Below are 21,734 nucleotides of genomic sequence, written 5' to 3'. Positions count from 1 at the left end.
ATTAGAACTAGAGCGCGAGGATGAGCACCGACGACCCGCCAACCCAATCGGAGCACAGTAGCCACGACCACCACGACCACCACGAGGTCGAGGGCCCGGGCTATTCGACACCCGCCGCGATGCGGACCGAGGGCGGACGGGAGAAGACCGCGTACGTGATGGCGCCCCGAGTCGGAATGGCGAACGACGGCCCGGACTTCGTCGGCGTCGTCGACCTCGATCCGGAGTCGAACACGTATAGCGAACTCATCGACACGATCGAGATGCCGAACAGGGGCGACGAACTCCACCACTTCGGCTGGAACGCCTGCTCGTCGTCGTGCCACGCCGAAGGGCTGTCCCGCCAGTACCTCGTCGTCCCCGGACAGCGCTCGTCGCGCATCCACATTATCGACGCGGAGGACCCGCGCAACCCCGAGATGGTGAAGGTCATCGAACCCGAGGAGGTGTTCGAGTACGACCTCTCGGCACCCCACACTGTCCACTGCGTTCCCGGCGGCAAGATCGTCGTCAGTATGCTCGGCGACGCCGACGGCGAACTCCCCGGCGGCTTCCTGCAGCTCGACCAGGAGGACTTCAGCATCGAGGGGCGCTGGGAGACCGACCGCGGCGAGATGGAGATGAACTACGACTACTGGTATCAGCCGCGCCACGACGTCCTGATCTCCAGCGAGTGGGCCGCACCGAACACCTACTATCCGGGATTCGACCTCGAGGACGTCGAGGAGGGCAAATACGGAGACAGCATCCACGTCTGGTCCTGGGAGGACCGCGAACACATCCAGACCCTGGAGTTCGGCGAACAGGGCCGGATCCCGCTGGAAGTCCGGATGAGCCACAATCCCGAGGAGACGCAGGGCTACGTCGGCGCGGCACTGTCCTCGAACATCATCCGCTTCTACGAGCAGGACGACGGCACCTGGGACTGGGACGTCGTCATCGACGAGGACCCCCGCGAACACGACGACTGGGATATGCCCGTCCCGCCGCTGATCACGGACATCCTGCTTTCGCTCGACGACCAGTACCTCTTCTACTCGAACTGGCTCCACGGCGACGTCCGGATGTACGACGTGAGCGACTCGGCAAATCCCCGACTCGTCGATCAGCTCTGGGTCGGCGGGCTGTTCGGCGACAGACAGGAGGTGCAGGGGACCGAGGTCCGCGGCGCACCGCAGATGCTCCAGCTCTCGCGTGACGGACGGCGGCTCTACTGGACGACGTCGCTTTTCTCCTCGTGGGACAATCAGTTCTACCCGGACATCGCCGAGGAAGGCTCGCTGATGCTGAAGGCGGACGTCTACCCCGAGGAGGGACGGATGGAACTGGACGAGGAGTTCCTCGTCGACTTCGGTGACGCACCGGGTGGTCCGGCGCGCGCCCACGAGATCCGCTGGCCCGGTGGCGACTGCACCAGCGACGTCTGGCAGTAGATGGTCGTCGCCGACGAGGGAATCCACGCCGTCGAACTCTGTTGGTCGGACGGGCGGACCGAGACGGTTCGCGTCGGGAGCGACGAGACCGTCGTCGACGCCGCCGACGCCGCCGAGGTCGCCATCCCGTACGGCTGTCTGTACGGGGCCTGCGGAACCTGCATCGCCGAACTGCTCGACGGCGAGATGACACACCTGCGGTCGCCGCGGGCCCTGAAAGAACGAACGCTCGCGGCGGGGTACGTCCTGCCCTGTATCGCGACACCGGACACCGACTGTCGGCTTCGCGTCGGCCACGACATCCAGGCCGAAGTCGTCGGCACACCGTGGAAATGAGCTGTGCGCTCTGTGATCTCCCGACGCCGAACCCGCCCGTGACCGACCCCGAGGTGGCGGGAGAGTACTGCTGTCAGGGGTGTCTGGCGGTCGCACGAACGGTCGAAGACCTCACTGCGGACGGATGCGACTCCGGCGAGTCGGCCGGCCACTGCCCGGGCGATGCCGGCGGCTAGCCCGCGACGTCACGATGCTATCCTGGCGTCGTCTCCCGGTCAGCGGAGCAGAAGAAACGGGAGGCAGCTCAGAGATCGATGTCTCTCGTCCGGAACGCGCCCTCGTCGACCTCGGGGTCGTACTCCTCGATCGCGGTGAGAACCATCTCCAGGGTCGCCTCGGGGCTCCAGCGGGCGGTGTTGATCGAGAGGTCGTAGAAGGACTGATCGGTGACGTCGATGTCGTAATACGAGCGGTACCGGCCCGCTTCGCTGACCTCGCGGACCCGCATTTCGGCTTCCATCTCGTCGCGATCCCGGGTCCGATCGACGCGGACCTCCTCGGGGGCGTCGAGCCAGATGCGGAAGTCGGCGCGGTTGCCGGCCAGCCAGCCGGCGAGTCGCGATTCGAGGATGAACGCCTTGTTCGACGAGCCCCACTTTTCGGCGATCGTCCGGAGGCGACGGTCGAGCGCGCGGTCGATCTCGTCTGTCTCGTCGGTCTTCGCGATGAGCTGTGAGAGCGACATATCCCGATCCTCGGCGAGTTCGCGGAAGATGTCGCCGCCGGAGACGTAGCCGCAGTCGAGCGCGGCCGACAGCCCGTCACAGAGGGTCGTCGCGCCGCAGCCCGGCGGTCCCGAGACGGTGATGAAGAGATTGCTGTCGACCGACCGCGCTGTCGGGACGTGGTCGTCTGTCATATGTGTTGGGAGTCGCGCCCGGATACTAAAAGCCGTGTGACCGAGGACTGCTGTGTCGCCCGCGAACAGCCCCCTCGCTTGCGAACAGTTGATACTGTCGGCTGTAACTATAGTAGCCTTTGCAAGTCTTCACTCACACGATCGCACGCAGTCGTGCGATCGGATATGCAATCAGTTGCAAAGGTTACTATATTTCAAGATATTCGCGACCCCGGGGTCGCGAAATTCTTCACAGACTTACAGCCGACAGTATGAGGAACCACTCGTGAACCGGTCGCGTTCGCTTGGAACCGTCAGACGTTACGGGTCGGACCGCGTGGGGTCCTGTATGACCGACGACGCCGAACCGGGACCCGACCGCGAGAGCGATTACGAACGTGAACTGGAACGGAAGCGCGAAGAGAAGGACGACTTCTTCGGGTCGCACCCGCAGTCGCCGGTGCCACCGGAGGAACGCGACGACTTCGACGGGCTGTCGTACTTCGCCGCCGCGCCCGAGTACCGAATCGAGACCGTCGCCGACGTCCACGACGACCCCGAACCGGTGCCGATGGAGACGACCGCGGACGGCGAGGTGCGCTACGTGCGCGTCGTCACCTTCCGCTTCGACCTCGGCGGCGAGACACACGAACTCCACGGATACAGACAGCGCCCCGACGACGAGGAGGAGCCGATCTTCGTGCCCTTCCGCGACAAGACCACCGGGCAGGAGAGCTACCGGGGCGGGCGCTACCTCGAACTCCACCCCGAGGGCGACCTGACCGACGGTGAGACCGTCGTCGTCGACTTCAACCTCGCGTACACGCCGTTCTGTGCGTACAGCGAGGCCTTCGAGTGCCCGCTGCCGCCGGAGGAAAACTGGCTGGAGACGGCGATTCCGGCGGGCGAGCGCGACCCGCCGGTGTCGGAGTCGCAGTAGCGGCCAACGACAACCGGAGCATCGGCATCAGGCCGCGCGCAGTCGTCGTCGATACGCGGGTTCCGAACGACTGTGTCCGACGCGGCAGACCACAGCCGGTGGCGAAAGGCGTTTGATCCACACGGACCACCCTCAGGTATGGACCCGCGAATCCGCGAACACGCACGGACTGTCGTCGATCACTCGACCGGGATCGAGTCCGGGGACTACGTCGTGATCAGCGCGCCGTCAGCGGCGTCGGATCTGGTCGTCGCGCTCCACGAGGAGTGCGCCGATCGCGGCGCTCATCCGGTCTCGCTGGCGAGCGACTCCCGCGCGAAGCGGGCGTTCCTCCGGAACCACGACGGCGACTTCGAGACGCCCGAGCATCTGCTCGCGATGTACGAGGAGATGGACGCCTACGTCGCCGTCCGCGGCGACGTCAACGCCTCCGAGACGGCCGACGTCGACCCCGAGACGAACGCCGCCTACCGGCGGGCGATGGAACCCGTCCTCCAGGAGCGGCTCTCGAAGACCTGGAGCCTCACCCAGTATCCCACCTCGGGCAACGCCCAACTCGCGGGGATGAGCACGGACGCCTACGAGAACTTCGTGTGGGACGCCGTGAGCCTCGACTGGGAGGCCCAGCGGGAACACCAGGAACAGATGGTCGAGATCCTCGACGACGCCGACGAGGTCCGCATCAAATCCGGCGAGGAGACCGACGTGCGGATGCGCCTGACGGGCAACGAGACACTCAACGACTACGGCGAGGCGAACCTGCCCGGCGGCGAGGTGTTCACCGCGCCGGTGAAGGAATCAGTCGAGGGCGAGGTCCACTTCGATATGCCGCTGTACCGACAGGGGCGGGAGATCGAGGACGTCCGGGTCCGATTCGAGGACGGTCGCGTCGAGTCCTACAGCGCCGGCCGCAACGAGGACGTCCTCGACGGGATCTTCGAGACCGACGAGGGCGCCCGCTACCTCGGCGAACTCGGGATCGGGATGAACCGCGAGATCGACCAGTTCACGTACAATATGCTGTTCGACGAGAAGATGGGCGACACCGTCCATATGGCCGTCGGCTCGGCGTATCCCGACACCGTCGGCGAGGAAAACGAACGCAACGAGAGCGCAGAACACGTCGATATGATCGTCGATATGGGCGAGGAGTCTGTCATCGAGGTCGACGGCGAGGTCGTCCAGCGCAACGGGACGTTCCAGTTCGAGGACGGCTTCGAGTCGGCCTGATACTGATTGCTCTCACTTTTTACCGCCGAGCGCCGCCCGCGTTAGCGGCGCTCGGCGGGAAGAGACGAGAGTAATCAGTATGAGCTGGTAGGCTCGTATGGGGTCCGGCGACAAGTAAATACATAACGGGGCGGGAAGTACTCCGGAGGGTAAATGGAACTTCCCCCGTCGCCGACGGCTCTCATCCGGCGACTCTCCCGGTTATCTCTCTTTCCGGGGCTGTTGTTCGCCGGCGGGAGCGCGCTGCTTTTGGCCGCGATCGCGAAGGTCGCCGTCGCGCTCGTCGGGGGCGGGAACGTCCCCGTCGCAGTCCTGGAGTTCGTCTTCGTCGGGACGCCCGGCATCGCACTCGCATACACGGGGATTCGGCTGCCGGAGTCGGAGATCCACCGGGAGCAGTATCCGCGAGTGATCGGCTGGGTGCTCGGCGGGGTCCTGCTGATGTACGGGTTCATCCTCCTGCGTGCCCTCCACCCGGCGGTCGCCGTCCAGTGGTCGATCGGAACGCAAGTGATCGCGGTGACGGTCGGCTCCCTCGGCGGGCTGGCGGTGGGCATCCAGGAGACGAAAGCCAACACGCGGCGGGAGCAACTCCGGACGCGGACGGAGGAACTCACAGAACGGGAGGCGGAGCTCGAACGGAAAAACGAGGAGTTAGAGCGGTTCGCGAGCGTGCTCTCACACGACTTCCGGAACCCGCTGAGCGTCGCACAGGGGAATCCGGAGCTGGCACGGGAGGACGCAGACAGCGAGCGCCTGAAAACGGTCGCCGACGCCCACGAGCGGATGGCGACCCTGATCGAAGACCTCCTGACGCTCGCCCGTCAGGGCGACGCCATCCGCGATATGGAGTCGATCGAACTCGGGGCGCTGGCAACGGCCTGCTGGGAGAACGTCACGACCGCCGACGCGACGCTGTCTGTGGAGACGGCCGACACGATCCGGGCCGACCGGGACCGGCTGCAACAGCTCCTCGAGAACCTCTTCCGGAACGCTGTGGAGCACGGCGGCGAGGACGTGACCATTACGATCGGAACGGTCGACGGCGGCTTCTACGTCGCCGACGACGGGCCCGGGATTCCGCCGGAAGACCGCGATCGCGTCTTCGAGAACGGCTACTCGACGGCGCGGCAGGGGACCGGCCTCGGCCTCTCGATCGTCCGTCAGGTCGCTGCCGCCCACAGCTGGGAGATCGACGTCACGGAAAGCGACAGCGGCGGCGCGCGGTTCGAGTTCAGCGGCGTCGAGTTCGCGTAGGTGACCGCCTGCGGCGGTCTCCCAACTGCGCGGTCACTCCCACGAGAGCCCGACACTGTTTTCTGGTGCTGTGAGCGGACTGGTCGGCAGCCCACCCGCCACCTCCGGGTCGTTGTAACCGCCGGGGGCGACGTCGTTGGGGCCGTCCGGATAGAACAGCGACGCGAGCAGTTGGATGTGGTCGCGGCCGACGCCGAGTTCGAACTGACCGCCGCCGTACAGCGTGACGTCGTGGGCGGCCGCCCACTCGATCGTCGCGAACAGCGACCGAACGGTGCCGAACCGCGACGGCTTGATATTGAGCCAGGCGGGCTCGAACGGCCGTGCTTCGACCGACTCGACACCCGTGATCGGGTAGTCCCACGACACCTGCCCCTCCGCGCCGTCGAACAGTGGTCGCGTCTCCGGTGTCAGCGCGGGATCCTCGAAGACCGCCTCGGGGAACGTCGACAGGAGGCGCCGGTAGAGACCGGGATCCGGGTCGGTGTCGACCTCTGTGCCCTCGTAGAGCCCCTTCAGATCGAGTATCCGAACCGCCTCGGTCGCCGCGACCGCGTCGACGACGTCGTCGGTCCACGCCGGCGTCGGATCGAGTTTGAACTCGGCGTCGGGGTAGGCATCCAGGATCGACTCGATCCGGTCTGTCGTCGGCGGGTCCCCGAGCCGCGTCGAGACGACGAAGCGGACAGACGAGAGCTCTCTGTCGAGCACGTCGGCGAGCGAGCGGCCGTTCTGCCGCAGGGCGAGATCAAGCGCCGCCGACTCGATCGCCCACCGACGGTACGGGCGTGCAGTCTCCCGTTCTGGCGGCTTCGTCGGGAAGAGATCGATGTCGTCGAGGTGGGTCGAAAAGGACGCGAACGTGTACTCGCCGGCGAGATCGAGCGGCGGGGCGTCCGCGAGCGCGTCGTGGTCCTCGGTATCGTAGGTGACGTCCTCGCCGCGTCCAGTCGTCCCTTCGCCCGAGAGGTGGAACGTGGTCGTCGTCCGGACGAAGTCGCTCGAAGTGTCGCGGTCGCGCCGTGTCCGCTCGGTTGCATCGACGGCGAGCGGCAGGTCGGCGATAGCGTCGAAGAGTTGGCTCATCGCAACTGCATAGGCGCGACGCGGGGAAAAGCGTGGTCGGTCGGAGCAACATCGGATGGGGCAAACGCCGTCGCACCCTTCTCAGGCGCACCACGCTTCCACCTTCTTCACGCGAGTCGCGAGCGCGAAGAATGTCGCGAGGAACGTGAGGACCACGGCCCCGGCGGCCGCGAGCTGCAACACGGTCGATCCGCCCACGACGACGCTGTCAGCGAGTGGGAGGGCGGTGTGGTGGGGGTCGCCGACGATCGGAACGAAGTAGTCCACGATGTCGTTGAGGCCGTACCACGCGAGGGCGACGGCGACCGCCCGGACCGGGAGGTCGGCGAACCGGTGGATGACGAACGCCTCGACGACCATCGCGAGGTGGCTGAAAAAGAGGAACACGTAGAGCGGGAACCACGTCGTCTCCAGGAAGGCGTCGGCGAAGACCGCCAGGACATAGGGCGTCCACAGTCCGAGCTTCCAGCAGCCGAAGAAGGCCAGCGCCGCGAGATACTCGTTCGTTCGCCCGAGCTTCCAGCTAGCGAAGGCCAGAGCGATGAACAGCGTGGCCATCGGGCTGTCGGGGACAAAGGGCCACATCACGACCGGTTCGGCCGCGAACTGCCAGGTGATGAGCGGGTCCGTGAGCGGCAGCGGGTGAAAGCCGTAGTACCAGAAGCCGAAGGCGGTCCCGAGAAGGTTGATCGCTACGACGGCCCACGCGAGCCGGAGGCCGAGGTTTTCGAGCCACGTCGGCAGCGGCGCGAGCCACCGCGGGAGGCCATCGGAATCGGGAAGCCCGTCGCCGGCGACCAACCGACGCAGCCTGGATCGTGATGTGCGGGACGATGCCATACTGGAGGCTCGGATTCCGACGAAAAATGGGTGCCGGTTCCGGGTTGGAGCAGCGGGTGAATTCGCTCTCGGACGAGGCCATCTCGACGACCAGATCGCGGACGAAATCCGGGTCCTCGCGGGCGGGACTAAACTGTTTAAGTGCGTCCAACCCCAACGAATTCGTATGTCTGAGGAGACTGATCTGTCCGAACTCCGCCGCGGGACCGAACTCGTCAAGCGCGGGTTCGCACAGATGCAGAAGGGCGGCGTCATTATGGACGTCGTCGACGCCGAACAGGCACGGATTGCCGAAGAAGCCGGCGCGGTCGCGGTGATGGCGCTCGAAGCCGTCCCCGCAGACATCCGGAAGCGCGGCGGCGTCGCGCGGATGGCCGACCCCGCCGACGTCACGGAGATCGTCGAATCCGTCTCGATTCCGGTGATGGGCAAATCCCGGATCGGCCACACGAAGGAGGCGCAGATCCTGCAGTCGGTCGGCGTTGATATGATCGACGAGAGCGAAGTGCTCACGCCCGCTGACGACAAATACCACATCGACAAGCGCGACTTCACGGCACCGTTCGTCTGCGGCGCGCGCAATCTCGGGGAGGCGCTCCGCCGGATCGACGAGGGCGCGGCGATGATCCGCACCAAGGGTGAGGCCGGCACCGGCGACGTGAACCAGGCCGTCCACCACCAGCGCAACATCAAAGGGTCGATCCGCGAAATCCAGGGCAAGACCCACGAGGAGCGCGAGGCGTGGGCCCGCGAACACGAAGCGCCCGCGGACCTCGTTCACGAGACCGCCGAGATGGGTCGGCTGCCGGTCGTGAACTTCGCGGCGGGCGGCATTGCCACCCCGGCTGACGCGGCGCTGATGATGCACCACGGCTGCGACGGCATCTTCGTCGGCTCCGGGATCTTCGGCGCGGAGAACCCGCCGGCGATGGGCGAGGCGATCGTCGAGGCCGTGAACAACTGGGACAACCCCGACGTGCTCGCGGACATCGCCTCGAACCTCGGCAAGGGGATGAAAGGCGAGTCCAACGCCAGCCTCCCCGAAGAGGAGAAGATTCAGGGCCGCGGCGTCTGAGCGGACTGACGGCTTTCTCTGCTGTTTTCGCGAGTGCTCGCCGGTCGTCGTCTTCTGAACGTTCGACGAACCCCGTCAGTACAGCGTCGCGCCCGCGCTCACCCGCGTCTGGTACGCGCGCGATTCGACGCCGGCCTGCGCGAAGGCGTCGACCATCGCGGCGGCGACGTGCCGACGGTCGGCTTCCCGGCAGGGTGCGATGATCGCTGGCCCCGCTCCGGAGACCGTGACGCCCGTCGCGCCGGCCGCCAGTGCGGCCTCGTGGACAGCGTCGTATCCGGTGATGAGTTCCGCCCGGGCGGGCGTGACGACCCGCTCGTCCATCCCGGCACCGACGAGTTCAGGGTCGTCGCGACACATCCCGACCGCCAGCGTCGCCGCGGAGCCGACGGTGTGGACGACGTCCTCCATCGAGGCCGACTCGGGGACGACACCGCGGGCGTCGCGAGTCGAGACGGCGATCTCCGGCAGGCAGGCCACGAGCGGGATCGAGGCGTCGACGGCCGTGACGGCGTCACCGCGGGCGACGGTGAAGCCGCCCAGAAGCGCGGGGGCGACGTTGTCCGCGTGGGCCTCCCCCGAGACGACGGCCTCCCCCTCGGCCGCGACGGGGACGAGTTCCTCCCGCGAGAGCCCCCGATCGTAGAGCGCGTTCAGCGCGAGCGCCGCCGCCGCGGAACTGGCCGCCGAGGAGCCGAGTCCCGACGAGGGACGGACGCCCTTGTCGATCCGGATGTGCGCCGGCGCATCCAGCGCCTCGGCGACGGCACCGACGACGTTCTTCTCGGGATCCTCGGGGATGTACTGGCTGCCCACGCCGGTCATCTCGATCGTCGTCCGGTCGGCCTTCTCGACGCGGACGACGTCCGTGGGGCGGTCGAGGGCGACGCCGAAGACGTCGAACCCGCTTCCGAGATTCGCGCTCGTGGCGGGGGCCCTGACCGTCTGCATACGCGTTCGGTTGCCCAACTGCGAATAAAAAGGTAGCGAACGACGGAACCACAGCGGACGGACCGTGGCCGAACGGAAAGCACTTTCCGGACTGCGGAGTAGTGAGGGTATGATCGGCGTCGTCGGCGGCGGGATCGCGGGACTCGCGGCCGCCTATCGGCTGCAGGAGCGTGGGCACGACGTACAGGTGTTCGAGGCCACCGGCGACATCGGTGGGCTCGCGGCCACCTACGAAACCGCCGGCGACGACATCGAGAAGTTCTACCACCACCTCTCGAAGTCCGAAGAGACCATCGTCGAACTCGCCGAGGATCTCGGTCTCGGCGACCGGGTCGAGTGGCGGGTCGGCACCAACGGCTACTACGTCGACGGCGTCGTCCACCCGCTGGATACGCCCTGGGAGATCCTCGCGTACCCGCATATGAGCCTCTACGACAAGTTCCGGCTCGGGATGCTCACCCTCGGCGTCGACGTCCGCGGTGGGATCCCGGACTTCGACGCCTACGACGACCTCGCGGCCTACGAGGACGTGACGGTCCGGGAGTTCGTCGAGGAACACACCACCACGAGCGTCTACGAGAACTTCGTCGATCCGTTACTCGACGGGAAGTACGGGGATCGGAAAGACGAGATCTCGGCGGCGTGGTTCCTCGGCCGGGTGCGGTTCCGCGGTGAGCGGGATCCCCTCCGCGGGGAGATCCTCGGTTACTTCGACGGCGGGTTCGGCGCCCTGCTCGACGCGCTCGTCGACGCCGTCGGCCGGGAGAACATCTCGACGAACGCGCCGGTGACCGACCTCACGGTGGAGGACGGGCAGGTGCAGTCGCTGACGGTGGATCACGGAGAAGCGCAAGAGTCCGCCGAGGCGCAGGAATCCAGCGAGGCGCAGGGATCCAGCGAAGCGCAGGAATCAGGCGAGACGACCCACGACGTCGACGCCGCCGTCGTGGCGACGATGCCGAACGTCCTGGAGTCGCTGACGGGCTACGCCTGCGAGATCGACTTCCAGGGCGCGGTCTGCGGACTCGCCACGATAGAGGAGTCGCTGCTGGACACCTACTGGCTGAACGTCGCACACGACGCCCCGTTCGGTGCGCTCATCGAGCACACGAACTTCATCGAGCGGGAGCGCTACGGCGGCGATCACCTGCTGTACGTCGCCGCGTACGTCCAGGACAGCGAGGAGGACCTGTGGCAGATGGACAACGACGAAGTTCGGGAGGCGTGGCTGGCCGAGATCGAGTCGATGTTCCCCGACTTCGATCGACCCGCGGTCTCGGAGTTCCGGATCGCCCGCAACCCCCGCGCCGCGCCGATCTACGAGCGCGGTTACCTGGATCTCGTCGTGCCGTACCACCTCGATACGGAGGTCGGCGAGGGCGTCTACTACGCCGGGATGGCCTCGGCGGCGCAGTACCCGGAGCGGTCGCTCAACGGCGGAATCCTCGCGGGCTACGAAGTCGCCGATCGGATCGACGCGGCGCTGGGAGACGGGAGACAGTCGGATTCCGCGGGCGACACAGCGCCGGAAGCGGGGTTCGATTTCAGCGGGGCCGACGGCGTCGAAAACGAATAGCCGGCAGGCCGAGCGACTTACGCCTCGGTCTCGTCGCCGTCGTCGACCTCGGCGTCGACGTCCTGTAATCCGGGCGCGACCTCGACGTCGACGTCGTCTGGTTCGTCCTGTCCGCCGACGCGGAGTTCGCCGTCCTCGCCCTCCACGTAGACGTCGTCGGCGAAGCCGCCCTCCGCGTGGGGATGCTCTGGCTCGTCGAGCCGTTCCGGTGTCGACGGCGCCTCGGGAATCTCCCGCGTCCGGAAGTCACCGAGCGGATTCGCGATGTCGATGTTGTACCGCTCGAAGAACGACTCGTAGCGCTCGTAGTGCGGTTCCAGTTCCGAGGCGGGGAACTCCATCATCTCGGTCCAGCCGTGGTTGTAGAAGTCGAAGTTGGCCTGGATGTGGGTGATCTCGCGGGCCTCGGCCTCCGTGAAGCCTTCTTCGAGCGCTTGCACGTACGTGTCGAACGTGCACTCGAAGAACGCCTCCATATGGGGTTCCCGTTCCTCGCGGTACTCGTCGTCAGCCCGGTCGCCGAACACGCGGACGTGCAGGTCGACGAGTTTCTCCGTCGCGATGTCGCCGACGACCGGCATCGTCAGCGCCTTCTTCGCCGCGAAGTGGCGGATGTTCTGGTGGATTTTCATTGCCCCCGCTTGGGACCCGTCGAACTTGAATGACACGCGTCGATGGGACCGAGTGGTGTCGATACCGACAGTGAGGGTCGAGATGGCCACCGAATATGTGAGCGAACAGTCGGCACAACCCCATCCCTGCGTCGACGTGCCGAACAATCGCTGCCCGACGCGGGGCTTCTCCTACGTCACGGGGACGCTGGCCCCCCGATCTGTGATAAAATTACGGCCAGGAGCGATCGAAGCGGCGTCTTATAATGATTACTCTCACTTTTTCCCGCCGAGCGCCACTCCCGGTGGCGGCGCTCGGCGGTAAGAGACGAGAGTAATCATTATTAGTCGTCGGCCCGGCCGCCCCACTGCTCGATGCGGCGCGGGCGGTCGGAGACGGCTTCGACGTCGATCGGTTCGTCCTTGGCGCCGAGGGCTTCAAGCGCCGCGGCGGCCGACGCCTCCGTCGAGAAGTACGTGATCTCCTCTTCGACACACACCTTGAGGGGGTCGCGGTCGCGGGAGACCACGAGGTCGATCCGCCCCTCACGGAGCGCCGAGACGAGTTCGTCGTTGTCCTCGAACGTCTCGAGGTCGAAGTACTCCGCGTAACCGTCGAGCAGTTCCTGCCCGGCCTCGGTGTCGGGGTCGGGGAACTCCGCGGCCGAGAGGTCGATCCACGCGGCGCCGGACTCGGGGATCGACTTGCCGGTCGCGTCCTGGGCCTTGTCGTAGGCCTTCGCAAACGTCGACGCCGTGCCCATCACCTCGCCCGTCGACTTCATCTCGGGGCCGAGCCGCGGGTCCGAGCCCGGCAGGCGGTCGAACGGCAGCACGACCTCCTTGACGCTCACGTCCTCGGGGATCTGCTCGTCGACGTCGAGGTCGTCGAGCGTCTCGCCGGCCATCACCTTCGCCGCGAGCTTCGCGATCGGGACGCCCGTCGCCTTCGAGACGAACGGGACCGTCCGCGAGGAGCGGGGGTTGGCCTCCAGCACGTAGACTTTCCCGTCCTTTACTGCCAACTGGACGTTCAGCAGGCCGACCGTATCGAGCGCGGTCGCGATGTCTTCTGTGACCTCGCGGACGCGCGCCATCGTCTCCTCGTCGAGCGCCCGCGGCGGGATCATACACGCGGAGTCGCCCGAGTGGACACCCGCGCTCTCGACGTGTTCCATTACGCCGCCGATGATCGCCCGCTCGCCGTCGGAGACGGCGTCGACGTCGAGTTCGATCGCGTCGGCGAGGAAGTCGTCGATGAGAATCGGCTTGTCGGGGGAGACCCGCACCGCCTCCTCGATGTACTCTTTCAGTTCGTCGTCGGAGTAGACGACTTCCATCGCCCGGCCGCCGAGCACGTACGAGGGGCGAACGAGGACCGGGTAGCCGATGTCGCTCGCCAGTTCCAGCGCTTCGGCCTCGCTGGTCGCGGAGCCGCCTTCCGGCTGGAGGATCCCCAGATCGTCCATCAGTCGGTTGAACCGGTCGCGGTCCTCCGCGAGGTCCATCGCGTCGACGCTCGTCCCGAGGATCTCACAGTCGAGGCCGCGGCGCTTGATCTCCGATTCCAGCGGGTGGCCGATGTTGACGGAGGTCTGGCCGCCGAACTGGACCATCACGCCGTCGGCGTCGGCCGCCTCGACGACGTCGGCGACCTCTTCGGCGGTGATCGGCTCGAAGAACAGGCCGTCGGAGGTGTCGTAGTCGGTCGAGACCGTCTCGGGGTTGTTGTTCACGACGTGGGCGTCGATGCCCATGTCCCGGAGCGCCTGGACGGCGTGGACCGAACAGTAGTCGAACTCCACGCCCTGGCCGATCCGGATCGGGCCGCCGCCGACGACGACGACGCTCTCGACGTCGCGATCGACGCGGAGTTCGCCCGCCGCGGCGTCCCCCTCGTAGGGCCCGGTGTAGAACTCGGGCCTGCGCGAGGAGTAGTAATACGGCGTCTGCGCGGCGAACTCGCCGGCGCAGGTGTCGACCTGTTTGTAGGTGCGCCCCGGCACGTCGGTCTCGACTTCGCTGACAGTCGCGCCCGTCGCGGTCGCGATCTCGGCGTTGGTGACGCCGGCGGTCGCGGCGGTGGTGAAGTCGCCCTCCTGGGCGGCGTCCATCGCCTCGGAGACGCGCTGGTAGCGTTCGAGGTACCACTCCTTGATCCCGGTCAGTTCCTGGACTTCCGCGACGGAGTAGCCGCGGTCGAACGCCTCGAAGATGGCGAAGGTCCGGTCGGGCGTCGGCCGTTCGAGCAGTTCCGTCTCCAGGGTCTCGTCGGAGACGGTCTCGACGTCCGTCGCGGGCTCGTACTCCGTCGAGCGGATCGCCTTCAGCATCGACTCCTCGAACGTCCGGCCGATCGCCATCGCCTCGCCGGTCGACTTCATCGCCGTCGAGAGCGTGAAGTCGACGTCGTCGAACTTGTCCTTGGGCCACCGCGGGATCTTGGTGACCACGTAGTCGATCGCGGGCTCGAACGCCGCGGTCGTCTCGCCGGTGATCTCGTTTTCGATTTCGTGGAGGCGCTTGCCGAGTGCGACCTTCGCGGTCACGCGGGCGATCGGGTAGCCGGTCGCCTTCGATGCCAGCGCCGACGAGCGGGAGACGCGGGGGTTCACCTCGACGACGCGGTACTCGCCGCCGGGGGTGCCGTCGTCGTGCCAGGCGAACTGGATGTTACAGCCGCCCTGGATGCCGAGTTCCCGGATCACTTCCAGCGCCGCGTCGCGCATCTCCTGGTGGCCCTCGTCGGGGATGACCTGCGAGGGCGTGACCACGATGGACTCGCCGGTGTGGATGCCCATCGGGTCGATGTTCTCCATGTTGCAGATGATGATACAGGAGTTGTCGGCGTCGCGCATCACCTCGTACTCCAGTTCGACCCACCCCGAGATCGACTCGGTGATGAGGACTTCGCTGTTCCGCGAGAGGCGGAGCCCCTTCCGGACGCGCTCGTACAGTTCCTCGAACTCGTGGACGACGCCGGAGCCCGATCCGCCGAGCGTGTAGGTGGTCCGCGCGATCACGGGCAGGCCGCCGACCGCCTCGACGGCGTCGTCGACGCGGTCGCGGAGGTCCTCTTCCGTTAGCCGCTGGACCTCCTCGTCGTCGTCGAGAGAGATCGTCGTCGATTCGGGGACTGGCTGACCGATGTTCTCCATCCGCTGCCGGAACAGATCGCGGTCCTCCGTGGCGTAGATGGTGTCCAGCGGCGTGCCCATAATGTCGACGTCGTGCTCCTCTAAGATGCCCTGTTCGGCGAGTTCGGCCGTGACGTTCAGCCCGGTCTGGCCGCCTAGTCCGGCGATGACGCCGTCCGGCTTCTCCTCGCGGATGATCTCGGCGATGGCCTCGGGCGTGATCGGTTCGATGTACACCCGGTCGGCCATCTCCGGGTCTGTCATAATCGTCGCGGGGTTCGAGTTGACGAGGACAACTCGGGCGCCCTCCTCCTGGAGCGCCCGGCAGGCCTGTGCGCCGGAGTAGTCGAACTCGGCCGCCTGTCCGATCTGGATCGGTCCGCTGCCGATGAGCAGGATCGTCCGGTCTTCGGACGTCGCTGCACCGCCGGTCGAAATGTCCTCGTCAGTCATCACTGAGACGAAGTCCGCACATCGTAATAAGCCCGGCGGATTACTACGAGATGCGAAAGTCGATTTCGAAATTCGTAACCGGAGGGAGCGACACGGCACTCGGACGCACCGCTCGGCAGCGAGGGCAGGTTACTGACCGAGGCTCCGACGTCAGTCCCGTCCCTCGACCCGGTAGCGGTACGGGCTCCCCTCGACGACGACGACCGGGCCGCCACGTTCCGCGATCTTTCCCAGAACGGTCGCGACGCGGTAGGAGGAATCGAACGCGTCGACCTCGCGCTCCCGCAGGCGATCGAGAATCTCGCGTGCGGTCAGCGGTTCGTCTGCGTCGGCGAGCACGTCGTAGAGTTCCTCGAACCCGGAGGGCCGGGTCGCGATCATATTCGGGGACACGACCTGGGAGGGCTTAGATTCCAGTGCGACAGGCGTCAGACGGCCGCAGTCAGTCGGATTGATGTGCGTTCTGAGGGAGTCCCCGATCGATCCGAACCGGGCTCTCCCGTGCGCTGTGGCGAGCGCGCCCAGCCGACATCTCAGACCGAAACGTCGTCCGCGGAGAGATCACGCTCGGCACGGTACTGGCTGACGAACTCGCTCACGTCGAACTCGTGCATCCGTGCTTCGAACTCCGCGATCGCCGAGTCCGCGTCGGCGTGGCTGACGGCGTGTTCCATCAGTTCGACCACGAGTTCGACGACGATCTCGTGGAGGCGACGGGCGTCGAAGTCGGTCATCCAGACGATCCCGGCGCCGACGTCGCCGTCGTCGCTCACGTCCGCGGAGGCGACGTCTCCGGGGAACTCCTCTAAGACCATCCCCATCAGGTGGGCCGTCCCGAACTCCGGCATCTCCTCGCTCGTCGTCTCGACGGCCTCGCGGAGCACCGAGACCAGGAAGTCGGGGAGGAACCGCTCCGGGGGGTGGACGTCCATCACGACCGCGTGGCGGTCCCCGCAGTCGCACTCGTACTCTCGCATTCCCAAGTCGAGCCGCCGAACGTCGATATCCTCGCCGCACGGCAACTCGAGCGTCTCGCCGCCCCCGCCGGGAACCTGCGGCTGTGTCATACCGGTCGTTCTCGTCGGTCGGGGTTAAACGTCGCGCTCCGGGCTCCCACGGCGGCGTCCCGGCGGTCGGTCAATCGCTCGCGGTCGTGTACAGGACCGGCCCGATGACGAGCAGTCCGAGCCCGAGGAACAGGTAATGGATCGGCACGAGCGACTGCGGCGTCAGTGCGAAGATCACACCGAAGAGCATCACGTTGAGCGCGAGGAGCTTCTGTGATCGTAGGGGCAGCACACCCACTGTCGCGACCACGAACCCGAGCAAGAGTGCCTGCCCGACGTTGTACTGGAGCAGGAAACTGTCGACGAGCTGTAGGGGGAGCATTCTTATCCGGACGTTCGGCGCGAATCGAGTATTAAAGTTCCGTTCTCCGCGGGATCGTGGGAACGAACCCATCCCGCTCGGGGCGACCGCGGGCGACCCGTCAGTCGATCAGTCGAACATTGGTCGTGGGGTGATCAATCGAGGCCAGTGACGTCTGTCGGTCGAATACTGGTCGCGAGGCGATCAATCGGGGCCGGTGATGTCCATCGGACGGATCCAGCCGTACCAGATTGCGAACACCATCCCGCCGTAGCCGAGGATGAAGACGATCGCACCGAGACCGTCGTAGCCGAGTTCGCCGAGCAGCCGGCGAACGATCCCCGAACCCGCGATCCCGACGAAGAGCAACGTCACGAGCAGGATTTTATCCCGCGTCAGCTCGAAAATGCGTCTCTCCCCCTCGTGTCCGCTCCCGGTGTCATCTTCGGCCATCAATCGCTTTTGGGGCCGCGGGACCCTCAAAGGATCGGTTGGCGAACGGACGGGATTCGGCCGGCTGTACCAGTCGCGAGGGTGGGTGGACGGAATCGATCGGCAGCCCGGTAGCGAAAGAGAGCGGACGAGATCCGATTGTCTTACCGGTCGCGAGGATGGCCGGATAGCACTCGGCAAGTGCCCGGGCGAAAGAATATCGGCCAGGACTCGGCGAATACGGGCAAAAGGGGCACCGTCGGGCTCTCAGAGCTTCTGGCTGAGCTGTTTGAGGTCCGAGGTGACCTTGAACACCTTGGCAGTCTGTTGTTCGTTCGCGGTGGCGACTTCGTCGATTTCCTCGTTGATCTCGTTGATGCGGTCGGCCGCTTCATCGAGCATCCGGGCGATCTGATCGCCGCTCCCGGCCTGGTCGTCGGTGGCCTTCGAGACCTCCTTGATCCCGTTTGCGGCCTCCTCGACGACCCTGACGATCTCGTCGAGCTGTTCCATCGCGTCCTCGACCCGATCGATCCCGGTGTCGATGTCCGCGGCCGTCGCCTCGACATTCTCCACGGTCCGGTCGATCTCGCCTTGGATGTCGCGGATCGTCGTCTCGATCTGGTCGGCTTGGTCCTGGGACTCCTCGGCGAGGCTCTTGACCTCGTCGGCGACCACCGCGAAGCCGTCGCCGGCTTCGCCGGCCCGCGCCGCCTCGATCGACGCGTTCAGCGCGAGCAGGTTGGTCTGCTCGGCGATGTCGTTGATCACGTCGACGATCTCGTCGATCTCCTCGGTGCGGTCCTGGAGGCCCGCGACGCTCGTACCGATCTGCTCCGCCGACGCCTCGATGTCCTCCATCACGTCGATCGCCGTCGCGCCCGACCGCTGGCCCTCCTTTGCGGCCTCGACGGCCCGTTCGCTCGTCTTTTCGACCTCGTCGGCAGTGGCGGCGATCTCCTCGATCGTCGCGCTGAGGTTCGACATCTCCGCGCGGATCTCGTCGATGTTGCCGGCCTCGGTGTCGGTGAGGTCGCTGATCCGTCGGGAACTCTGGGAGACGTTGTTGGCGAACTCCTGGAGATCCTGGGCGGCCTCGTTCGTCTCCTCGGCGATCTGCCGGCGGCGTTCGATCTCGTCTTCGAGTTCGGCCTCCCGGCTCGCGGTGTAGGTGTCGATCGCCACCTGCATATCGAGGTTCATCAGCTTCAGCGCCGAGAGTGTCTCGTCCACCCCGTCGTCGATCTGTTCGTGGACGTCGAGGATCGTCTCCTCGTCGACGCCGGCGGACTCGAGGACCTCTGTCACCTGCGACTGCATCCGCTGGTTCATCACGTCGAACAGAAGCTCGTAGTAGACACCGTACTGCCCGATATAGTGCTTTTCCGGCATATCGAGCAGTTCGTGAAGTTTGCCGATGCGCGCACGGTTGGTGAAATACTCCCGGCCGTACTCGCCGCCGGTGAGTGTCCGCCAGTACGCTCGCTGTGTCTGCTTGAGCGCCTCGACATCCTTCGGCGACCGCTCGATCACCTCGACGGTCTCGTCGTGCTCTGTGAGATTATCGTAGAACGCGTTTGCGACCGCGTCCTCGTGTTGCTCGAAGGTCGCGGCGAGCGACGCAAGCCGGGCAGCGTCGTCGTCGCCGAAGTTCAGGAAGTCCTTCCGCCATTGGATCTCCTCGTCGTCGAGCCCGATCCGTTCGACCAGTTGTGACTCGTCGACCTCGGAGTTCAGTCCGCCCTGTCCGAATACGTCTGCGTATGTGCTCATACGTGCTGATTAGTTGGTCGGGCGTTATCCCTTTCGACGGCGAAGAATCGGCCGTTCGCCCGTCGGAAGCGACCGCCGTACGCGTAGGTGGCTGCCGTCGCGCGGGACCAGCCCTCATACGGACTGTTGTAGCATCTCACCGGTGATCGCGGGACCGCTTCGGACGATCACCGACGAAACGGTACAACCGTCCGTCTCACTCGAACTGGTAGTCGTCGACCTCCTCTTCGTAGTACTCGCTGTAGCCCATATCCTGCTGGCTCCCGGCGATGTGGGAGTCGAGCCAGTCGCGCGCGAACTGGAGGACCTCCATCGTGATGTACTCGCCGTTCTCGTGTTTCTCGCGGAGTTCGGTCACCTTCGCGGCGAAGTTCTCGTGCATCTCTTGGTGGTCGTGGAAGCAGTCCGAACAGTCCTGAGCGTACCCACAGCCCTGCATGAACTCCTCCTCGTCGCCGAAGTGGTACTCCGTGTACCGTTCCAGTTCCCGCAGGGTGTCGCCGATTTCCTCCTCGGCGTGGCCCTCTTCCATCGCCTCGTGGAGGTCGTTCAGCAGGGTGAAAAGCTGCTGATGCTGTTCGTCCATCCGATCGATTTCGGTACTGTATCGCTCGTCGTCCCACTCGATAAGTGCCATAGTAACTCCGTCCAGTATCAGATTCCGGATTTGTACTGTATTGACGGCCCGATGATTCCCAGATTCTAAAAATTCCCCGTTCATGGGTTATTTAGGCCTTTTATCGGGATTTTAGGAGATCAAATCTTTCGATAAAGATGGCGGAGAGCAGCGTTCAGATATCATATTTTGTAATAGAACGGCATCTTTTCGGCAGTAACAACGCGAACGTCCCCGTTCACGCTGAGGTCCGCATCTCGAACCGGGCACCGCCGTCGTCGCCATCGGCGACCGTCACCGTCCAGCCGTGTGCCTCCACGATCTCCTTGGCGATCGCCAGGCCGTAGCCCGTCCCGTCGCTATCGGTCGTGTATCCGAACTCGAAGATCCCCGAGTGATCCGACGGCGGGATCCCCGGACCGTCGTCTTCGAGGAAGAAGCCGTCCTCGAGCGGGCCGACGGTGATCGTGACGTCGCTGCCGGCGTGTTCGATACTATTGCGAACCAGGTTCTCGACGAGCCGCTTCAGCCGCCCCGGATCGCCCCGGATTCTGCGATCGGTTTCGACGCGGAGCCTCGCGTCCGCTGTCGCGACGTTCCCCCAACAGTTCGTGACGAGTTCCGAGAGGTCGATCCACTCCGAATCCGTGACTGTCTGTCCCTCCCGGGCGAGCGTGAGGACCTCTTCTATCAGCGAACTGATTCGTTCGAGTGCGTCCGCGGCCTCCTCGAGATCCTCGCTGTCGCACTCCGCCTGTGCCAACTCCAGCCGTCCCTCCGCGACGTTCAGCGGGTTCGGGAGGTCGTGTGCGAGCACGCTCGCGAACCCTTCGAGCCGGTCGTTCTGTCGTTGGAGTTCGCTCGTCATCCGATCGTGGTCGAGTTCGTAACTCGCCCACCTGCTGATCAGCCGCACCAGCGTCTGCTCGGCCTCGGTGAACGGTCGGCCGCGGGGGTCAGTCGAGGCGAAACAGAGCGTCCCGTAGAGGTCGCCCTCGACGGACACCTTGCCGCCGATGTAGCTGCCGAGTCCGAACAGCTCGTAGGCCGGATCCGTCTCCCATCCGGCGTCGACGGCGTCGGCGATCGCGAGCAAGCCCTCCGTTTCGATCGTCTTCCGGCAGTAGGCCGTCGAGAGGGGGCAGGACTCGCCCGTCTGGAGCAGTTCGTGGTCGCCGTGGGACTGAACGATCCGCTGTGTACCGCCGGTCTCGGCGTCGCCCTCGTCGGTCTCGATGTGGGAAAGGAAGGCATACGGGAGGTCAAGCCGCTCGCTGCCCAGTTGCAGGAGCCGCGAGACATTCTCGTCGAAGGTCAGTTCGGTGTCGGTGGTCACGTCGTAGAGGTCCCGCAGGAGTTCGATCGTCATATCGCGCTCCCGGAGGCCGTCGTAGCGTTCCCGTCCTCGGTCGATGGCCGCCTCGATCCGCGCAGCGAGGGTGTCGACGGCGGCGGCAGCGTCCCGGGGGACGTACTCGGTCACGCCCGCCGCGATCGCCTCGCTGGCCACCGCCTCGGATCCGTCTGCGGTATACAGGACGAAAGGGAGGTACGGACGGACCGACCGGACGTCTTTCAGGGTCGCCAATCCGTCGTGGTCCGGTGGACGGTGGTCGCTGACGATGCAGTCGGCCCCGGAGTCGCCGGCTGAGAGCCGATCGAGGGCCTCGTCGGGCGTCGCCGTCGTCACGGTGAACTGATCGCGTTCGCCAGTGACGCCGCGACGGCCGCGTCGGGATCAGCAGCGGCGTCGACGTATAGTACCCGGGTCGAACTGCCCAT

General features: G+C 65.8%; 20 protein-coding genes and 1 pseudogene. 8 read left to right on the top strand and 13 right to left on the bottom strand.

Annotation, left to right across the window (positions count from 1 at the left end):
• Window positions 1–20: 20 nt before the first annotated feature.
• From RJT37_RS00425 to RJT37_RS00415, 3 genes are read left to right on the top strand one after another with little or no spacing between them, the layout of a single operon-like run.
• Window positions 21–1,433: a selenium-binding protein SBP56-related protein gene (locus RJT37_RS00425; protein WP_313686836.1), complete on the top strand. Its 1,413-nt coding sequence runs from the start codon at window positions 21–23 to the stop codon at window positions 1,431–1,433.
• Window positions 1,434–1,769: a 2Fe-2S iron-sulfur cluster-binding protein gene (locus tag RJT37_RS00420; RefSeq protein ID WP_313686834.1), complete on the top strand. Its 336-nt coding sequence runs from the start codon at window positions 1,434–1,436 to the stop codon at window positions 1,767–1,769.
• The gene (locus tag RJT37_RS00415) at window positions 1,766–1,945 is read left to right on the top strand and encodes a hypothetical protein (RefSeq protein WP_313686832.1); all 180 of its coding nucleotides are present in this window, start codon (window positions 1,766–1,768) and stop codon (window positions 1,943–1,945) included. Before RJT37_RS00420 ends, RJT37_RS00415 begins: the two co-directional genes overlap by 4 nt.
• Window positions 1,946–2,013: 68 nt before the next feature.
• Here the strand turns inward: RJT37_RS00415 and cmk are convergent, their stop codons facing one another.
• Window positions 2,014–2,628, bottom strand: a complete 615-nt coding sequence (gene cmk / locus RJT37_RS00410; RefSeq protein ID WP_313686830.1) for a (d)CMP kinase — start codon at window positions 2,626–2,628, stop codon at window positions 2,014–2,016.
• Window positions 2,629–2,956: 328 nt separating this feature from the next.
• Between cmk and RJT37_RS00405 the strand changes: the two genes are divergently transcribed.
• The 3 genes from RJT37_RS00405 to RJT37_RS00395 all read left to right on the top strand — a co-directional run bounded on the left by RJT37_RS00405 (window position 2,957) and on the right by RJT37_RS00395 (window position 6,034).
• The gene (locus tag RJT37_RS00405; protein ID WP_313686828.1) at window positions 2,957–3,547 is read left to right on the top strand and encodes a DUF1684 domain-containing protein; all 591 of its coding nucleotides are present in this window, start codon (window positions 2,957–2,959) and stop codon (window positions 3,545–3,547) included.
• Window positions 3,548–3,685: 138 nt separating this feature from the next.
• Window positions 3,686–4,777, top strand: a complete 1,092-nt coding sequence (locus tag RJT37_RS00400; protein WP_313686826.1) for an aminopeptidase — start codon at window positions 3,686–3,688, stop codon at window positions 4,775–4,777.
• A 153-nt stretch (window positions 4,778–4,930) separates the two neighbouring features.
• Window positions 4,931–6,034: a sensor histidine kinase gene (locus RJT37_RS00395; protein WP_313686825.1), complete on the top strand. Its 1,104-nt coding sequence runs from the start codon at window positions 4,931–4,933 to the stop codon at window positions 6,032–6,034.
• 33 nt (window positions 6,035–6,067) lie between these two features.
• Here RJT37_RS00395 and RJT37_RS00390 read toward each other — a convergent pair whose 3' ends face one another.
• Both RJT37_RS00390 and RJT37_RS00385 read right to left on the bottom strand, forming a co-directional pair.
• Entirely contained in the window at window positions 6,068–7,120 is a 1,053-nt protein-coding gene (locus tag RJT37_RS00390; RefSeq protein WP_313686824.1) for an enolase-like domain-containing protein, read from the bottom strand.
• An 81-nt stretch (window positions 7,121–7,201) separates the two neighbouring features.
• Window positions 7,202–7,960 carry a DUF1405 domain-containing protein gene (locus RJT37_RS00385; protein ID WP_313686822.1) on the bottom strand — a complete coding sequence of 253 codons (759 nt, stop codon included), beginning with the start codon at window positions 7,958–7,960 and terminating at the stop codon, window positions 7,202–7,204.
• A 166-nt stretch (window positions 7,961–8,126) separates the two neighbouring features.
• On the opposite strand from RJT37_RS00385, the gene pdxS reads away from it, so the two are divergent.
• Complete coding sequence (gene pdxS, locus RJT37_RS00380) at window positions 8,127–9,035, top strand: pyridoxal 5'-phosphate synthase lyase subunit PdxS (protein WP_311172486.1); 909 nt, start codon at window positions 8,127–8,129, stop codon at window positions 9,033–9,035.
• Window positions 9,036–9,110: 75 nt separating this feature from the next.
• On the opposite strand, the gene RJT37_RS00375 is transcribed toward pdxS, so the two are convergent.
• Window positions 9,111–9,986 carry a homoserine kinase gene (locus RJT37_RS00375; protein ID WP_313686820.1) on the bottom strand — a complete coding sequence of 292 codons (876 nt, stop codon included), beginning with the start codon at window positions 9,984–9,986 and terminating at the stop codon, window positions 9,111–9,113.
• A 109-nt stretch (window positions 9,987–10,095) separates the two neighbouring features.
• Between RJT37_RS00375 and RJT37_RS00370 the strand changes: the two genes are divergently transcribed.
• Window positions 10,096–11,562 (top strand): NAD(P)/FAD-dependent oxidoreductase, encoded by a 1,467-nt coding sequence (locus tag RJT37_RS00370; protein ID WP_313686818.1) that lies wholly within the window; start codon window positions 10,096–10,098, stop codon window positions 11,560–11,562.
• 17 nt (window positions 11,563–11,579) lie between these two features.
• Here RJT37_RS00370 and RJT37_RS00365 read toward each other — a convergent pair whose 3' ends face one another.
• From RJT37_RS00365 to RJT37_RS00325, 9 genes and pseudogenes are all read right to left on the bottom strand, one after another.
• Entirely contained in the window at window positions 11,580–12,194 is a 615-nt protein-coding gene (locus RJT37_RS00365) for a DUF6149 family protein (protein ID WP_313686816.1), read from the bottom strand.
• Window positions 12,195–12,517: 323 nt separating this feature from the next.
• Complete coding sequence (gene carB / locus RJT37_RS00360) at window positions 12,518–15,763, bottom strand: carbamoyl-phosphate synthase large subunit (RefSeq protein ID WP_313686814.1); 3,246 nt, start codon at window positions 15,761–15,763, stop codon at window positions 12,518–12,520.
• A 150-nt stretch (window positions 15,764–15,913) separates the two neighbouring features.
• Window positions 15,914–16,144: a hypothetical protein gene (locus RJT37_RS00355; protein ID WP_313686784.1), complete on the bottom strand. Its 231-nt coding sequence runs from the start codon at window positions 16,142–16,144 to the stop codon at window positions 15,914–15,916.
• 152 nt (window positions 16,145–16,296) lie between these two features.
• Window positions 16,297–16,830, bottom strand: coding sequence for a DUF5815 family protein (locus tag RJT37_RS00350; protein WP_313686813.1), 534 nt, complete (start codon window positions 16,828–16,830; stop codon window positions 16,297–16,299).
• Between the two features lie 70 nt (window positions 16,831–16,900).
• Window positions 16,901–17,152, bottom strand: coding sequence for a DUF8006 family protein (locus RJT37_RS00345; RefSeq protein WP_311172479.1), 252 nt, complete (start codon window positions 17,150–17,152; stop codon window positions 16,901–16,903).
• Between the two features lie 183 nt (window positions 17,153–17,335).
• The gene (locus RJT37_RS00340) at window positions 17,336–17,584 is read right to left on the bottom strand and encodes a DUF7996 family protein (RefSeq protein ID WP_313686780.1); all 249 of its coding nucleotides are present in this window, start codon (window positions 17,582–17,584) and stop codon (window positions 17,336–17,338) included.
• A 246-nt stretch (window positions 17,585–17,830) separates the two neighbouring features.
• A complete protein-coding gene (locus tag RJT37_RS00335; protein WP_313686779.1) occupies window positions 17,831–19,336 on the bottom strand; it encodes a globin-coupled sensor protein in 1,506 nt (501 codons plus the stop codon).
• Between the two features lie 199 nt (window positions 19,337–19,535).
• A pseudogene (locus tag RJT37_RS00330) lies at window positions 19,536–19,973 on the bottom strand (bacteriohemerythrin); the annotation flags it as partial.
• 217 nt (window positions 19,974–20,190) lie between these two features.
• Entirely contained in the window at window positions 20,191–21,642 is a 1,452-nt protein-coding gene (locus tag RJT37_RS00325) for a hybrid sensor histidine kinase/response regulator (RefSeq protein ID WP_313686809.1), read from the bottom strand.
• Between the last annotated feature and the right edge of the window lie 92 nt (window positions 21,643–21,734).

Origin of the sequence: Halobellus marinus, from assembly GCF_032113415.1 — an archaeon.
GTDB classification, from domain to species: domain Archaea; phylum Halobacteriota; class Halobacteria; order Halobacteriales; family Haloferacaceae; genus Haloquadratum; species Haloquadratum marinus.
This window is presented reverse-complemented; position numbering and strand designations above follow the sequence as displayed.